The sequence below is a fragment of the Ensifer sp. WSM1721 genome, assembly GCF_000513895.2.
Taxonomy (GTDB): Bacteria; Pseudomonadota; Alphaproteobacteria; order Rhizobiales; family Rhizobiaceae; genus Sinorhizobium.
On sequence record NZ_CP165782.1, the window covers coordinates 1,417,455 to 1,432,275 of the forward strand.

At 63.0% G+C, this 14,821-nt stretch carries 12 protein-coding genes; 6 read left to right on the forward strand and 6 right to left on the reverse strand.

Annotation, left to right across the window (positions count from 1 at the left end; all coding sequences use genetic code 11):
- Window positions 1–101: 101 nt before the first annotated feature.
- Genes glp through M728_RS06990 form a run of 5 tightly spaced genes read right to left on the reverse strand, consistent with a single transcriptional unit; the run spans window position 102 to window position 5,565 of the window.
- Window positions 102–1,322 carry a gephyrin-like molybdotransferase Glp gene (glp, locus tag M728_RS06970; RefSeq protein ID WP_026623211.1) on the reverse strand — a complete coding sequence of 407 codons (1,221 nt, stop codon included), beginning with the start codon at window positions 1,320–1,322 and terminating at the stop codon, window positions 102–104.
- Window positions 1,322–1,816 (reverse strand): cyclic pyranopterin monophosphate synthase MoaC, encoded by a 495-nt coding sequence (gene moaC, locus M728_RS06975; RefSeq protein WP_026623210.1) that lies wholly within the window; start codon window positions 1,814–1,816, stop codon window positions 1,322–1,324. Before moaC ends, glp begins: the two co-directional genes overlap by 1 nt.
- Entirely contained in the window at window positions 1,816–2,631 is an 816-nt protein-coding gene (gene trpC / locus M728_RS06980; RefSeq protein ID WP_026623209.1) for an indole-3-glycerol phosphate synthase TrpC, read from the reverse strand. Before trpC ends, moaC begins: the two co-directional genes overlap by 1 nt.
- A gap of 9 nt (window positions 2,632–2,640) precedes the next feature.
- On the reverse strand, window positions 2,641–3,654 hold the full coding sequence (gene trpD, locus M728_RS06985) for an anthranilate phosphoribosyltransferase (RefSeq protein WP_026623208.1): 1,014 nt from the start codon (window positions 3,652–3,654) through the stop codon (window positions 2,641–2,643).
- 18 nt (window positions 3,655–3,672) lie between these two features.
- The gene (locus M728_RS06990; RefSeq protein ID WP_026623207.1) at window positions 3,673–5,565 is read right to left on the reverse strand and encodes a peptidylprolyl isomerase; all 1,893 of its coding nucleotides are present in this window, start codon (window positions 5,563–5,565) and stop codon (window positions 3,673–3,675) included.
- Window positions 5,566–5,943: 378 nt separating this feature from the next.
- Between M728_RS06990 and M728_RS06995 the strand changes: the two genes are divergently transcribed.
- From M728_RS06995 to M728_RS07015, 5 genes are all read left to right on the forward strand, one after another.
- Window positions 5,944–7,590: a Na/Pi cotransporter family protein gene (locus M728_RS06995; RefSeq protein WP_026623206.1), complete on the forward strand. Its 1,647-nt coding sequence runs from the start codon at window positions 5,944–5,946 to the stop codon at window positions 7,588–7,590.
- A gap of 146 nt (window positions 7,591–7,736) precedes the next feature.
- A complete protein-coding gene (gene glmU / locus M728_RS07000) occupies window positions 7,737–9,107 on the forward strand; it encodes a bifunctional UDP-N-acetylglucosamine diphosphorylase/glucosamine-1-phosphate N-acetyltransferase GlmU (RefSeq protein ID WP_026623205.1) in 1,371 nt (456 codons plus the stop codon).
- 142 nt (window positions 9,108–9,249) lie between these two features.
- A complete protein-coding gene (glmS, locus tag M728_RS07005) occupies window positions 9,250–11,076 on the forward strand; it encodes a glutamine--fructose-6-phosphate transaminase (isomerizing) (RefSeq protein ID WP_026623204.1) in 1,827 nt (608 codons plus the stop codon).
- Window positions 11,073–11,570: a GNAT family N-acetyltransferase gene (locus tag M728_RS07010; RefSeq protein WP_026623203.1), complete on the forward strand. Its 498-nt coding sequence runs from the start codon at window positions 11,073–11,075 to the stop codon at window positions 11,568–11,570. Before glmS ends, M728_RS07010 begins: the two co-directional genes overlap by 4 nt.
- Before the next feature lie 18 nt (window positions 11,571–11,588).
- Window positions 11,589–12,278 carry a DUF502 domain-containing protein gene (locus M728_RS07015; protein WP_026614163.1) on the forward strand — a complete coding sequence of 230 codons (690 nt, stop codon included), beginning with the start codon at window positions 11,589–11,591 and terminating at the stop codon, window positions 12,276–12,278.
- Window positions 12,279–12,288: 10 nt separating this feature from the next.
- Here the strand turns inward: M728_RS07015 and recG are convergent, their stop codons facing one another.
- Window positions 12,289–14,397: an ATP-dependent DNA helicase RecG gene (gene recG, locus M728_RS07020; RefSeq protein ID WP_034884612.1), complete on the reverse strand. Its 2,109-nt coding sequence runs from the start codon at window positions 14,395–14,397 to the stop codon at window positions 12,289–12,291.
- 118 nt (window positions 14,398–14,515) lie between these two features.
- Between recG and M728_RS07025 the strand changes: the two genes are divergently transcribed.
- Complete coding sequence (locus M728_RS07025) at window positions 14,516–14,821, forward strand: succinate dehydrogenase assembly factor 2 (RefSeq protein ID WP_026623201.1); 306 nt, start codon at window positions 14,516–14,518, stop codon at window positions 14,819–14,821.

Below are 14,821 nucleotides of genomic sequence, written 5' to 3' on the forward strand. Positions count from 1 at the left end.
GTAGTCAGGCGCCGCAGTCGAGTTATTTTCCTTGTTATATGGCGCGCATGACCGCGGTATGACAGACGGGTCGCGACGGAAAACTGCCGTGCGTCGCGCCGTTAAGCGGGATCTCTGAGTTTGAGGACAGTGCAGGTCTCGCCGCTCAAAGCCTCAGGTGCATGCGGCGGTCGCACGATCAGCCCCTCCGATTGCGCGAAGATGCTGACCATCGACGAATCCTGACGCGAGAATGGATGAGCCAGCAGCGATCCGTCCGGCTCGGCGGTAAGGCGGGCGCGTACATAGTCCTGGCGGCGGTCGTTGGCGGGCAAGGGCGCGGCGAGCCGCGCCGTCGTCAGCCGCGAGCGTGGCGGCAGGTGGGCGAGCTTGCGGGTCAACGGCTCGAGGAAAAGCAGGGCGCAGACGAGGCTCGAAACGGGATTGCCGGGCAGGCCGAGCACCGACATGCCTGTAAGCTCTCCCACCATCAGCGGCTTTCCCGGCCGCATCGCGATACGCCAGAAGTCGAGCGTCATGCCGCAGCTAATGAGCGTCGACTGGACGAGATCATGGTCGCCGACTGAGGCGCCGCCGAGGGTGACGAGCACATCGGCCTTGGCCGACTGGGCTTCGGCAACGGCGGCGGCGATGGCGGCACGGTCATCGGGCACGATGCCGAGATCCAGGACTTCGGCGCCATTCTCGCGCGCGATCGCAGCCACACCGAAGCTGTTCGATGCGATGATCTGGTCGGGCCCGGGGGGACTTCCCGGCGGCAGCAATTCGTCACCGGTGGCGATGATCGCTATCTTCGGTCGTGCAAAGACCGGCAGGCTTTCGTGATTCATGCTCGCTGCGAGCGTCAAGCGGCCGGCATCGAGCACGGAACCGGCGGTGAGTGCGATGTCGCCTTCGGCGAAATCCTGCCCCTTCAAGCGGATGTGACGGCCTTTCGCCGGCGCAAACAGCGTACGGATGCGGTCTTCCGGCAACTTTTCGGTGTCTTCCTGGATGATGACCGTGTCTGCGCCGACCGGTAGCGGCGCCCCGGTAAAGATGCGCACGGCCTCACCGCGCTTGACTTCACCCCGAAACCCGCGTCCTGCGGCAGATTGTCCGACGACCGTCAGTTCGGCGCCGATCTCGGCGATATCCTCGTAGCGAACGGCATAGCCATCCATGGCGGAGTTGTCGAAGGCCGGATGCGTGACCCGCGCCGCTACATCCTCCGCAAGCTCGCGGCCGAGGCAGTCATGCAAGGGAAGGCGTTCCGTGCGCTGCGGGGGGCGGGCTTTGGTGATGACCCGGAGGAGGGCCTCTTCGACCGAGAGCAACGACATCAGGGCTTATCTTCCTGGCGCCGATAGTCACCCGAGCGCCCGCCTGATTTGCTGACCAGCCGAATGCCGCCGATCTCCATCTCGCGGTCGGCCGCCTTGGCCATGTCGTAGATCGTCAGGCAGGCAACGCTGACGGCGGTCAGCGCCTCCATCTCGACGCCCGTCCGACCGGTCAGCTTCGCCATGGCCTCGACTCGCAGGCCGGGAAGTGCCTCGTCCGGCACGATCTCCACCGACACCTTGGTCAGCATCAACGGATGGCAGAGCGGAATGAGATTCGACGTCTGCTTCGCGGCCATGATGCCTGCCAGCCGTGCCGTGCCGATGACGTCGCCCTTTTTGGCATTGCCCTCGAGAATGAGCGCCAGCGTTTCAGACTTCATGCGGACGAAGCCCTCCGCGGCGGCGATCCGCACCGTCTCCGCCTTGTCGCCGACATCGACCATGCTGGCTTCGCCGCCACTGTCGAGATGGGTGAGGGTGGAGGCGCTCATCACTCTGCCGCCAGGACGTTTCCCGCGCCGGTCAACAGTGCGCGCGTCGCTGCCTCCACATCGTCCTTCCTCATCAGGCTTTCGCCTACCAAGAACGTGGTGATGCCGCTCTTTTCAAGCCGCCGGCAGTCCTCGTGCGTGAAGATGCCGCTTTCACCGACGAGCAGCCGGTCGGGCGGAACCATCGCCGCGAGCTGTTCGGAGACCGCAAGATCGACCTCGAATGTTCTGAGATTGCGATTGTTGATCCCGATGAGCGGAGATGCCAGCCGCAGCGCGCGCTCCATTTCGCCCGCATCATGCACTTCGATCAGGACGTCCATGCCGAGCGAGAAGGCAGTGTCTTCCAGCCGGCGCGCCTCGTCGTCGCTAAGCGACGCCATGATCAGCAGGATGCAGTCGGCGCCCCACGCGCGTGCCTCGAACACCTGATAAGTGTCGAACATGAAATCCTTGCGCAGCGCCGGCAGCGGGCAGGCGGCGCGGGCCGCCGTCAGGAATTCCGGCGCCCCTTGGAAGCTCGGCGTGTCGGTGAGCACGGAAAGGCAGGCAGCACCGCCTGCAGCATAGGCTCTCGCGAGCGCCGGCGGATCGAAGTCCGGCCGGATCAATCCCTTAGACGGGCTTGCCTTCTTGATCTCGGCGATAAGCCCGAAATCGCCTTTTTCGCGCCGCGCGGCAAGTGCTGCATGGAAGCCGCGCGGCGGCGCCTGATCGGCGATCCGCGCCTTCAGCTCGTCGAGCGGCGCGCGCGATTTCGCGGCGGCGATCTCGTCGCGCTTATAGGCTTCGATCCTGCTCAGGATATCCGTCATATCCTCTCCTCAAGCCGCGTTGGAGACGGTGATCAGCCGCTGCAAGGCGGTCTTGGCAGCGCCGCTTGAAAGCGATTGCCGGGCGAGCGCCATGCCTTCGGCGAGATCCTTGGCGCGCCCCGCTATCATCAACGAAGCGGCAGCATTCGCAAGGGAAATGTCCCGATAGGCATTCTCGGCCCCATCGAGCACCGCCTGCAATGCGGCGGCGTTATGTGCCCCGTCACCGCCCTTCAGCGCATCGAGCGTGACCCGCTCGAGACCGAAGTCGGCCGGCGTCAGTTCGAAACTTGTGATCTCTCCATCCTTGAGCGCTGCAACCTTGGTCACGCCGGTGGTCGTGATTTCATCGAGCCCTTCGCCGTGGACGACCCAGACGGTTTCGGAGCCGAGATCGCGCAGCACCTCCGCAAGCGGGTCGACCCATTGCGGCGCAAATACGCCGACGAGCTGCCGCTTCACTCCGGCTGGATTGGCGAGAGGTCCGAGCAGATTGAAGATCGTCCGCGTTCCGAGCTCGACGCGCGTCGGGCCGACATGGCGCATGGCCGCGTGATGCTGCTGGGCAAACATGAACCCCACGCCGGCCTCGCGAATGCAGCGCGAGATCGCCTCCGGTCCAATCTCGAGATTGACGCCGAGGCAGGACAGTGCGTCGGCCGTTCCGGATTTCGAGCTCAGCGCCCGATTGCCATGTTTCGCCACTGGAACCCCAGCGCCCGCCACGATCAGCGAGGCCAGCGTCGAGATATTGTAGGTGCCGGCGCCATCACCACCGGTTCCGACGATGTCGATCGCATCCTCGGGGGCCTCGACCGGAAGCATTCGCGCGCGCATCGCGCCGACCGCTCCAACGATTTCGTCTACCGTCTCGCCGCGCACCCGAAGCGCCATGAGGAAGCCGCCGATCTGCGATGGTGTCGCTGCCCCCGACATGATGATCTCGAAGGCGGCTCGCGCGTCTTCCCGGCTCAGTGCCTCACGCGTGGCGACTTTAGCGACGAACGGCTTCAAATCACTCATGGTTTGCTTCCTTGCACGTCATCGCGTTGCCAATGCCTGCTCTGCAAGCGTCTGGTTGACCGATACACCGTAGGCCGCCTGCAGCGTGGAGACCATCTGATCGAGAATGTCGTCGCCGCTCGCTCGCGCAACGGCTTCGATCTGCCGGCTGTCGTCGTCGAGGGCATTTGCCGGTGCGCTGTCGTCGACGGCCGTCACCTGCATGAGGATCTGGCCTTCGCCGCCGATGCCAGGCGCATTGGCGACGTGGCCATTCGGGCCGCCAAAGGCAGCCGCAACAGCGGCTGGGCTGAGAGCGGCGTCTTCCGTCGAGCGGGTCAAACCGGCCTTCGTCTCGACCGCAAGCCCGAGTTCGGTGGCAATATCGGCGAGCTTGGCACCCTTCTCGATACGCTCCTTGAGCTCCTTTGCCTTCGCGGCCAGCGCCGCACGCTGCTGCTCGGCGGTCCAATCGGCCGCCACTTCGTCGCGAACCTCGTCAAGCGTGCGGTCGCGGGCGGGGATCACTTCGTCGAGATCGAACCAGGCGGAACCGTCGCGCCCGATATTGACGGAGAGCGTATCGACGCCGACCTCGGCCTTGAAAACCTCCTGCAACAGGGTGCGAGGCTCCGGAAGCCCCTTCACCTCGTCGCCGTTTTGATCCTTGCCGGTGGCATCGATCGCATCGACGGTCACAAGCTTCAGCTTCAATTGGTCGGCGATCTGCCTCACGGTCGTGCCGGCGGCGCGTTCGTCCTCGATCTTGTCATGAAGGCCGACAAGCTGATCGCGCGCGACAGAAAGGGCGATCTCCTTGCGCAGCTCTTCCTTGACCTCGTCAAAGCTGCGGATGCTCTCCGGCCGAATATTGGTTATGCGCAGGATTACCGGCCCGAATGCGCCCTCGACGACGGGAGTCGTACCGCCATCCGCCGCTACAGCGAAGGCCGCCTCGGCGATCTTGGCGTCCGGCATTTGTTCCTTGGTGAAATCGCCAAGCAGGACGTCGGCAGGGGTTTTGCCCTCAGCCTTGACAAGATCGTCGAACGTGGTGCCGGCGGAAAGTTTGCCCACTGCGACATCGGCCGCCTCGCGCGAGGGGAAAGCGAGTTGCTCGACTGTGCGCGATGCGGGCTTGCGGTAGCTTTCCTTGCGCTTCTCATAGTCTGCCCGAAGCTCTTCCTCGGTCACGGTCTCGGTCGCGGCCAGATCTTCCGGCTCGAGCTTGATGTAGCTGAACTTCCGATATTCCGGCGCGCGATAGTTCGCCTTGCGGCTTTCGAACCACGGAGCGAGTACATCATCCGCGGGCGCCTTGACGGCGTCGATATTCGCGTTCGAGAGCAGCAAATAGTCGATCGTGCGCGTCTCGTGGCGATATTTCCCGACCGCATCGAGTAGAACCTTGGGAGGCGTATAGCCGTCCGCGAGCGCGTCGACGATCTGCGAACGCACAGCCACCTGGCTGCGATTGTTGATGTAGTCCTGTTCGGTCAATCCGGCATTGCGCAGCACGCTCGAGAACGTCAGCCGGTCGAACTGGCCGTTGGCGCCGTGGAAGGCAGGGTCCTCGCCGATAAGCCGCGCGAGCCTGTCTTCGGAGAGGCCGAGGTTCATATCTTCGGCGAGCTGATCCAATGCTGCGCCCGCTACGAGCTGAGCGAAAACCTGGCTCTCCACGCCGAAGGCACGGGCCTGCTGCCTCGTGAGCGGCATTCCGAGCTGTCTCGAGAGCAGGCTCACCTGACGCTCGTAGGCCAGGCGGAAGTCGGTCGGCGACACCTTGACGTCGCCGACGGTCACCACGGCATTGGGCGTGTTCGTTACCATCAATGTCTGACCGCCCCACACCATGAATGAGATGATGAGAATGGCCATCAGGCCTTTGACGACCCGTGTGCGGGCGGCGTTTCTCAGGGATTCGAGCATAGGGGCAGAAACCTCGTTGCGATGCAGTGGCGTGACGCCAAATGAATTCGTTCCTTAGAACAAACCACACAGGAAATGAAGGCCGCTTTGTTGCAAATTGCGCCGCTGCCGACCTACGGCTCAGAAGCCGGACTGTTCGGCGGAATTCGTCTCGCAGACGGGCCTGCTAACTGCCGATCAATATTACGCTAACGGGCATATAAGCGGAGGGGCGCGAACAGGAAAATGGATGTCGGAGTTTGTTAGCCGGCAAACCGAAAATCTCTGCAACATTCTCGCCTTCCGGCGCGTTTCCGTGCTGCAAACCACCGGAAATCGTGACTTCGAGAGTCGTCCTGGAAGCATGAGAAGCGGGTGGTCGTTGCGGAATTCGACGCTATGCAATCTACCATCGTAATGGTCAATCTCTTCGGCGCCGTCGCGCTGCTCCTGTTCGGGCTTTCGCTCGTCAAGGATGGTGTGACGCGCGCATTCGGATCCCGGCTTCGAGCCGGCCTGGCACGGGGGACGAGCGGTTCGTTGCGCGCGTTCGCAACCGGCCTCATCGCGACACTCGCCCTGCAGAGTTCGACGGCCACGGCTCTTATGACGGCATCCTTTGCAGAGAAGGGCCTCATACGTTCGCGGATGGCGCAGATCGCGCTGCTCGGCGCCAATATCGGTACGGCAGTGACAGCCTGGATCGTTGCCTTGGGCATCGGGTGGATGGCGCCTCTGCTGATTTTTGCCGGCGTGGTCATGCAGAGGATGAGCCGGTCGAGTGCGCGCGAGGGAGGCGGTATCGCTCTTGTAGGGATCGGCATGATGCTTCTGTCGCTTGAGCTGCTCGGCACGGCTACGGCGCCTATGCGCGAATCCGAAGCATTGGCAGCCTTCCTCGGAATGCTGGACGACGCTTGGCCCGTCGCCATGATCATTTCCGCGGGGCTGGCATTCGCGTCGTCCTCCAGTCTTGCCGTCGTCATGTTGGTGCTGTCGCTGTCATCCGCCGGCGTGCTTTCCCCGGGGCTGATCGTTGCACTGGTGCTCGGCGCCAATCTCGGGCACGCGTTTCCACCGGTCGTCGCGACGCTCGCTTCGTCGCCCGCCGCCCGTCGCGTGACGCTTGGCAACCTCGCCGTGCGAGCTGCCGGCTGCCTCGTTGCGCTTCCGCTTGCCGGCGTCAATGCCGATCTGCTGCAAAACCTGCCTTTGCCGCGGCAGAACCTTCCGGTTGATGTCCACCTGCTCTTCAATCTTGTCGTTGCACTCATCGCCTGGCCTTTTGCGGGGGTTCTCGCGCGCACGCTCAGCCGTTTTGTGCCGGATGACGAGGCAGATGAGACGGGGCCGCGCTACCTCGACGAGGCGGTGCTCGACACGCCGGTGATGGCGCTTTCCGGTGCCACGCGCGAAGTGCTGAGGGTCGGGGACCTGATCGAGGCAATGCTCATTCGCGCGTCGAGCGCGTTCGACACCAACGACGTCAACGAACTGCACGAGATCGCGCGGCTGGAGAAACGGGTCGATCTTCTGCAGCAGGAGGTGAAGATTTTTCTCTCGCGGCTGGGGCGCGAACGACTGAAAAAAGAGGATGAGCGCCGTTCGGTCGTCATCATCGACTATGCGATCAATCTCGAGCATATGGGCGACATCATCGAGAAGGGCCTCTGCGAGCAGATCCGCAAGAAGGTGAGCAATGGCCTGCACTTTTCCGATGAGGGCTACCGGGAGCTGAAGAGCCTGTTCGACCTCACCATCGACAACCTGCGCATCGCTCAGACGATCTTCGTCTCGCGCAATGCCGATCTGGCGCGTCACCTGATCGAGGTGAAAGTCGATGTGCGCCACATGGAAAAGCGCTCGGCGGAACGACACCTGGAGCGCCTGCGCGACGGTTTGCCCGAAAGCCTGCAGACGAGTTCGCTGCACCTGGACATGCTGCGCGACCTGAAGCGCATCAATGCCCACATTGCATCCGTTGCCTATCCCATTGTCGAAGAGAGCGGCCTTCTCACGGAAAGCCGACTGCGGCCGCCGGGCTGACCTTGACGTCGCGTCATCATGGCGCTTGAAGCCGGTTAACGCGACGTGATTGTGCGAATTATGCTTCTCGCAATATGTTGCTGCTAGGAACGCGCCGAATCCGGCGGGGCATTGCCGCCCCGGAGAGAATACCAAGGAGATCAAATATGGAACGCAACTGCCTGGCGATCATCCTCGCGGCTGGCGAAAGCACACGGATGAAATCGGCCATGACGAAGGTGCTGCATCCCGTGGCGGGAAGGCCGATGGTCGCGCATGTCGTCGACGCCTTGGCGGGTGCATCGATCCTGAACGTGGCGCTGGTCGTCGGTCGCGATGCCGAAGCTGTCTCTGCGGCTGCGAGCACCGGCGAGGCTACGGTCACTTCTTTCCTTCAGAAGGAACGTCTGGGAACGGCCCATGCCGTGCTCGCGGCACGCGAGGCGATCGCAAAGGGCTATGACGATGTCCTGGTTGTTTTCGGAGACACGCCGCTGATCACGGCCGCGCCTCTCAAAGCGGCGCGCGATGGCTTGGCCGCAGGAAACGACGTCGTCGTCATCGGCTTCCAAGCTGCAGATCCGACCGGCTACGGGCGTCTGATCGTCGAGGACGGGACGCTTGTCGCGATCCGCGAGCACAAAGATGCGACCGAAGAAGAGCGCCGCATCACCTATTGCAATGGCGGACTGATGGCGATCGATGGCCGCCGGGCGCTCGATCTCCTCGACCGCATCGGCAATGCCAATGCCAAGGGCGAGTATTACCTCACCGACCTCGTCGAAATCGTTCGCTCCCTCGGCGGCCGCGCAATCGCCGTCGAGGCTCCGGAGGAGGAACTGACCGGCTGCAACACGCGTGCGGAGCTCGCCTATATCGAGCGTCTCTGGCAGCAGCGCCGCCGCCACGAAATGATGCTGGCCGGCGTCTCGATGATCGCGCCCGAGACAGTCTTTCTCTCGTGGGACACCGAACTTGCGCAGGACGTGCTCGTGGAGCCGAACGTCGTCTTCGGCCCCGGAGTCCGCGTCGAAAGCGGCGCGATCATTCACGCTTTCTCGTATGTCGAAGGCGCACATGTGGGTGCGGGTGCGACCGTAGGCCCTTTCGCACGCCTTCGGCCGGGCGCCGATCTCGGCCCGAAATCGAAGATCGGCAATTTCTGCGAGGTCAAGAAGGCGGAGATCGGCGCCGGTGCCAAGGTCAATCACCTGACCTATATCGGCGATGCCTTCGTCGGTGCCGGATCGAACATCGGCGCCGGAACCATCACTTGCAACTATGACGGTGTGAACAAGCATCTGACGCGCATCGGTGCGAACGCCTTTGTCGGTTCTAATTCGTCGCTGGTTGCGCCGGTCACGATCGGTGACGGCGCGCTCGTCGCGTCGGGGAGCGTGATCACGGACGACGTGCCGGCGGACGCGGTCGCTTTCGGCCGCGCACGTCAGGAAATCAAGCCGGGCCGGGCGCCTGTGTTGCGCGAGCGCTACGAGGCGGAAAAGGCGGCCAAGAAGAAGGTCAAGGCCGCTGATTAGTCGCGTTAAACATTGAAACTGAAAGTGAAATCGAGACGGATTGCTTCGCGCGGCAATTTCGCTACCAAGGCTTGAGAAGGCGATCGGGTCGTCGCATCAGGGCTGATGCGGCGCCACCGGCGCGAAGAACGCGGAGAGGGTTATGTGCGGAATTGTGGGCATCGTGGGGACAGAGCCGGTGTCGGAGCGGCTGGTCGATGCGTTGAAGCGTCTGGAATACCGGGGCTATGATTCGGCCGGCGTTGCGACGATCACCGAAGGCGCCTTGCATCGCAGGCGCGCCGAAGGCAAGCTCGTCAATCTCGAAGCGAGGCTGAAGGAAGAGCCGCTGAGCGGCACCATCGGCATCGCCCACACGCGGTGGGCAACCCACGGTGCTCCGACGGAACGCAATGCCCACCCGCATTTCACCGACGGTGTCGCGGTCGTCCACAACGGCATCATCGAGAATTTCGCGGAAATCAAGGACGAGTTGACGGCGGTCGGCGCCGAGTTTCTGACGGACACGGATACGGAGGTCGTCGCGCATCTCCTGGCAAGATACCGCCGCGAGGGCATGGGGCGACGCGAAGCCATGCATGCGATGCTGAAGCGGGTCAGGGGAGCCTACGCGCTTGCGGTTCTCTTCGAGGATGACCCGTCGACCATCATGGCGGCGCGCAACGGACCGCCTCTGGCGATCGGCCACGGTAACGGCGAGATGTTCCTGGGCTCCGACGCGATCGCGCTCGCACCCTTCACCAACGAAATCACCTATCTGGTCGATGGCGACTGGGCCGTCATCGGCAAGACCGGCGTGCACATCTTCGACAGCGAGGGCAACGTCGTCACGCGCCCGCGGCAGGTCTCGATGGCTGCCGCCTATCTGGTCGACAAGGGCAATCATCGTCACTTCATGGAGAAGGAGATCTACGAGCAGCCGGAGGTGATCTCCCACGCACTCGGCCATTATATCAACTTCATCGACAACCGGGTCGTGCCCGTTTCCGACGGCATCGATTTTGCCAAGGTTCCGAGCCTCGCCATCTCCGCCTGCGGTACGGCCTACCTGGCCGGTCTGATCGGCAAATACTGGTTCGAGCGTTATGCGCGCCTGCCGGTCGAAATCGACGTCGCCTCAGAGTTCCGCTATCGGGAAATCCCGCTCTCACCGCAGTCGGCCGCCCTTTTCATCTCGCAATCGGGCGAGACGGCCGATACGCTCGCATCGCTCCGGTATTGCAAGGAGCACGGCCTGAAGATCGGCGCCGTCGTCAACGTCCGCGAATCGACCATTGCCAGGGAGTCCGACGCCGTCTTTCCGATCCTTGCCGGCCCCGAGATCGGCGTCGCCTCGACCAAGGCATTCACTTGCCAGCTTGCCGTCCTTGCTGCACTCGCCATCGGCGCAGGCAAGGCGCGGGGCACGGTCAGCGACGAGGAGGAGCAGGCACTCGTCAGGAGTCTCGCCGAGATGCCGCGGATCATGGGCCAAGTGCTGAACAGCGTCCAGCCGAAGATCGAGATCCTGTCGCGGGAACTCTCCAAATGCCGCGACGTGCTTTACCTCGGCCGCGGCACCAGCTTTCCGCTGGCGATGGAGGGCGCGCTGAAGCTCAAGGAGATTTCCTATATTCACGCCGAAGGCTATGCTGCCGGCGAGCTGAAGCATGGGCCGATCGCGCTCATCGACGAAAACATGCCGGTCATCGTCATCGCGCCGCACGACCGCTTCTTCGACAAGACCGTCTCCAATATGCAGGAGGTGGCCGCCCGGGGCGGGCGCATCATTCTCATCACCGACGAGAGAGGAGCCTCGGTATCGAAGCTCGACACGATGCACACGATCGTGCTGCCTGACGTCGACGAGGTCATCGCGCCGATGATCTTCTCCCTGCCGGTGCAGCTTCTCGCTTATCATACGGCCGTCTTCATGGGGACCGATGTGGACCAGCCGCGCAATCTCGCCAAATCGGTTACGGTCGAATGATCATCCGGCCGGAGACCGACGGTGACCGTGAGACGATCCGGCAAGTTACCGAGGCGGCTTTCGCCGGTCAGCCCTACAGCGATCAGACGGAGGCAGGGATCATCGAACGCCTGCGCGCCGAGGGCGCATTGACGCTGTCGCTCGTCGCGGAGGAAGATCGTGAGGTGATCGGCCACGTTGCTTTTTCGCCGGTGACGATAACGCCCCCGGCCACTGGCTGGTATGGACTCGGTCCCCTGTCCGTCCGGCCTGATCGGCAAGGGCGTGGCACGGGAAGCGCGCTCGTCCGTCGAGGGCTTGAAATGCTGCGGAATTCCGGCGCCGCCGGTTGCGTCCTGGCGGGAGCTCCGGCCTTCTATGGAAGGTTCGGGTTCCGCAATCAGCCTGCTCTTGTTTTTCCAGGTTGTGCGCCGCAATATTTCATGGCTCTACCCTTGTCAGGAACGCTGGTTTCCGGCACGGTCAGCTATCATCCCGCCTTCGGAGCGGTTTGACGGATCGATGGCAACAGCATGACGGACGGTTCCAAAAGCGGCATCATCGCGGCGCGACTGCGCAACTACTTTCTTACTGGCCTCATCATCTGCGCCCCCCTCGCGATTACGGTCTGGCTGGTTCGTTCGTTTATCGAATGGGCGGACGGCTGGGTGAAGCCGTATTTGCCGAGCTTCTACAATCCGGACACCTATCTGCCTGTCGCCATTCCGGGTTTCGGGCTCCTGATCGCCGTGGTGGTGATCACCCTAGTCGGCTTCCTGACCGCAAACCTTGTGGGGCGCTCGATTATCAATTTCGGCGAGTCGCTGGTCCACAAGACGCCCTTGGTCCGTTCGATCTACAGATCATTGAAGCAGATCTTTCAGACGGTGTTGCAGGACCAGTCGTCCTCCTTCAAGAAAGCCGGCCTGATCGAATATCCGAGTCCCGGGCTGTGGTCGCTGGTGTTTATCGCTACCGATGTGAAGGGCGAGATTGCGGCGAAATTCGATGAGCGCGGCATGGATATGGTGACCGTGTTTCTTCCGCCGACGCCGATCCCGACCGCGGGATTCCTTCTCTTCGTGCCGCGCGAGAAAATCATACCGCTGCAGATGAGCGCTGAGGACGCGGCGAAACTCTTGATCTCAGGCGGTCTCGTGGCTCCGGATTACCAACCGCTTGCAAACGCGCCGCGGCCGATCACGCAGCAAAAGACCGCCTGACGTCCGGCCTCTAGCCGGCGCGCAGGAAGCGAATCGCCTCGTCCCGGCGGTAGAGATAGAGAAGCGTCCTCAAGGCCTGGCCGCGCTCTGACGTCAGTTCCGGATCACGATCGATGGCATAGGCGGCGTCCTTGCGCGCCATCTCGAGAAGATCGCCATGCGCTTCGAGGCTCGCGATGAGGAAGCCCGGCGTACCGGACTGGCGTGTGCCGAGGAGTTCGCCTTCACCGCGCAGCTTCAGATCCTCCTCGGCGATCAGAAAGCCGTCCTCGGTCTCGCGCAGGATCGACAGGCGTGCGCGGCCGGCTTCGCTGAGCGGGCTTTTGTAGAGCAATATGCAGGTCGATGCCTCGTCGCCACGCCCGACGCGGCCGCGTAGCTGGTGCAACTGCGCAAGGCCGAAGCGCTCCGCGTGTTCGATCACCATGATCGTCGCGTCCGGAACGTCGACGCCGACTTCCACGACCGTCGTCGCCACGAGCAGGCGGATCTCGCCGTTCTTGAAGGCGAGCATGACGGCGTCTTTCTCCGGTCCTGCCATCCGGCCGTGCACGAGGCCGACATCAGGGCCGAAACGGCGGAGGAGGCTTTGATAGCGCTCGTCGGCGGACATGGCGTCGGCCTCCTCGGATTCCTCGACCAATGGGCAGATCCAATAGGCCTTCTTGCCCTGCCCAAGTGCTGCATCGAGCCTGTCGATCACCTCGCCGGTACGCTCGGTCGGTATCGTGACGGTCTGGATCGGCTTGCGCCCTGCCGGCTTCTCCGTAAGTTTGGACACGTCCATGTCGCCGAATGCCGCGAGCACCAGGGTGCGGGGAATAGGCGTTGCCGTCATGACGAGCATATGCGGGGAGATGCCTTTGGCCGTCAGCCGCAGCCTCTGGTGAACGCCGAAGCGGTGCTGTTCGTCGACGACGGCGAGCACGAGCTGTCGATAGTTCACCGCATCCTGAAAAAGCGCATGCGTGCCGATGATCATCTGCGTTTCGCCGGAAGCGATGCGCTCGAGGATCGCATCACGCTCCTTGCCTTTCGTTCTGCCCGTCAGAACGTCGATCGTGATGCCCGCCGGTGCTGCCATCTTTGAAAGCGTGGCATGGTGCTGCCGGGCCAGAATTTCCGTCGGCGCCATCAGCACCGCCTGGCCACCGCATTCGACCGCCGCAAGCATGGCCATCAACGCCACGGCTGTCTTACCGGAGCCGACGTCACCCTGTAGGAGGCGCAGCATGCGCTCGGATCCGGACATGTCGGCAAGAATATCCCTGACTGCCGCCGATTGGCTCGTCGTCAACGAGAAGGGTAGGGCGGCGACCACTGGGCCGCTCAGCCGGCCGGTCGGATGCACAGGCGTGCCGGCCAGTTTGCGCAAGCGCTGGCGAACAAGAGCGAGCGAGAGCTGGCCCGCGAGAAACTCGTCGTACGCAAGCCGCCTGCGGGCCGGCGCCTGCGGGGCGACATCGGCCTCGTCACGCGGTTCGTGCAGACGCTGAAAACTTTCTTTCGCGCTCTGAAAGCCTTGTTGGTGCAGAAGCGACTCTTCCAGCCATTCCGGCAGATCCGGCACGCGGGCCACGGCCCCCTCGATCGACTTGTGAAGGAGCTTGGACGAGAGCCCGGCCGTCAGCCCGTAAACGGGTTCGACCAGAGGCAGGCTCCCGGCTTCGGCTGCCCGGACCATGTAATCCGGATGGACCATGGAGGCACGCCCGTTGAACCAGTCCACTTTGCCGCTGACGATGACCGTTTCATCGATCGGCAAAGCTTTTTCCAGCCAATTTCCCTTGACGTGGAAGAAGGTGAGCGCAAGTTCGCCGGTGTCGTCGTGAAGAAAGACGCGATAGGGCACGTTCGGCCTGCCGCGTGGCGACGCTTGGTGGCGGTCCACGCGCCCGGTGATGGTGACGATCGCTCCTTGTGGCGCGTAGGCGATGCCCGGTTGACGGCGACGGTCGATCAGCGAATGCGGAGCATGGAACAGGAGATCGATGACCCGGCAATCTTCAATCGATTCGCGCCCGAGCAGCCGGGCGTAAAGGTCGCCGGTCTTCGGTCCGATGCCGGGCAAAGTGTCGAGAGGTGAAAACAGCGGATCGAGCAGGGCAGGGCGGCGCATGACAGTGAAATTGCGACGATAAATCCGGCTTTGGCAAGGCTGACAACCCGCTTTTCAGCGTTTATAGAACCCCCGTCATCACGATCCGCCGCACCGGTGGACGGCAGGAAGGAACCCCATGACCGGCATTTCACGTACGAGCGCCGATCTTGATCCGCGTCGGCGCAGGATCCTCTTCCGCGCCTGGCACCGCGGTATTCGCGAAATGGACCTGGTCCTGGGCCAGTTTGCCGAGGCGGAGATCGCGAGCTTGTCCGACGCGGAGCTCGACGAGCTTGAAACGATCATGCGCGAAGAAGACAACGACCTCGTCCGCTGGATCACCGGAGAAAAGCCGCTGCCGGAGCGTTATGCGACGGAACTTTTCGCCCGCATCGCCGCTTACCGCCCGGATTTCGATCCGGTTCGCCAAGACGCCAGATAA

Bases quoted from the DNA above. Each gene is read 5' to 3' on its own strand.
- glmS (WP_026623204.1), top strand. From the start codon at position 9,250: ATGTGCGGAATTGTGGGCATCGTGGGGACAGAGCCGGTGTCGGAGCGG.
- trpC (WP_026623209.1), bottom strand. From the start codon at position 2,631: ATGACGGATATCCTGAGCAGGATCGAAGCCTATAAGCGCGACGAGATC.
- glp (WP_026623211.1), bottom strand. From the start codon at position 1,322: ATGTCGTTGCTCTCGGTCGAAGAGGCCCTCCTCCGGGTCATCACCAAA.
- M728_RS07015 (WP_026614163.1), top strand. From the start codon at position 11,589: ATGACGGACGGTTCCAAAAGCGGCATCATCGCGGCGCGACTGCGCAAC.
- glmU (WP_026623205.1), top strand. From the start codon at position 7,737: ATGGAACGCAACTGCCTGGCGATCATCCTCGCGGCTGGCGAAAGCACA.
- M728_RS06995 (WP_026623206.1), top strand. From the start codon at position 5,944: ATGCAATCTACCATCGTAATGGTCAATCTCTTCGGCGCCGTCGCGCTG.
- moaC (WP_026623210.1), bottom strand. From the start codon at position 1,816: ATGAGCGCCTCCACCCTCACCCATCTCGACAGTGGCGGCGAAGCCAGC.
- recG (WP_034884612.1), bottom strand. From the start codon at position 14,397: ATGCGCCGCCCTGCCCTGCTCGATCCGCTGTTTTCACCTCTCGACACT.
- trpD (WP_026623208.1), bottom strand. From the start codon at position 3,654: ATGAGTGATTTGAAGCCGTTCGTCGCTAAAGTCGCCACGCGTGAGGCA.
- M728_RS07010 (WP_026623203.1), top strand. From the start codon at position 11,073: ATGATCATCCGGCCGGAGACCGACGGTGACCGTGAGACGATCCGGCAA.
- M728_RS07025 (WP_026623201.1), top strand. From the start codon at position 14,516: ATGACCGGCATTTCACGTACGAGCGCCGATCTTGATCCGCGTCGGCGC.
- M728_RS06990 (WP_026623207.1), bottom strand. From the start codon at position 5,565: ATGCTCGAATCCCTGAGAAACGCCGCCCGCACACGGGTCGTCAAAGGC.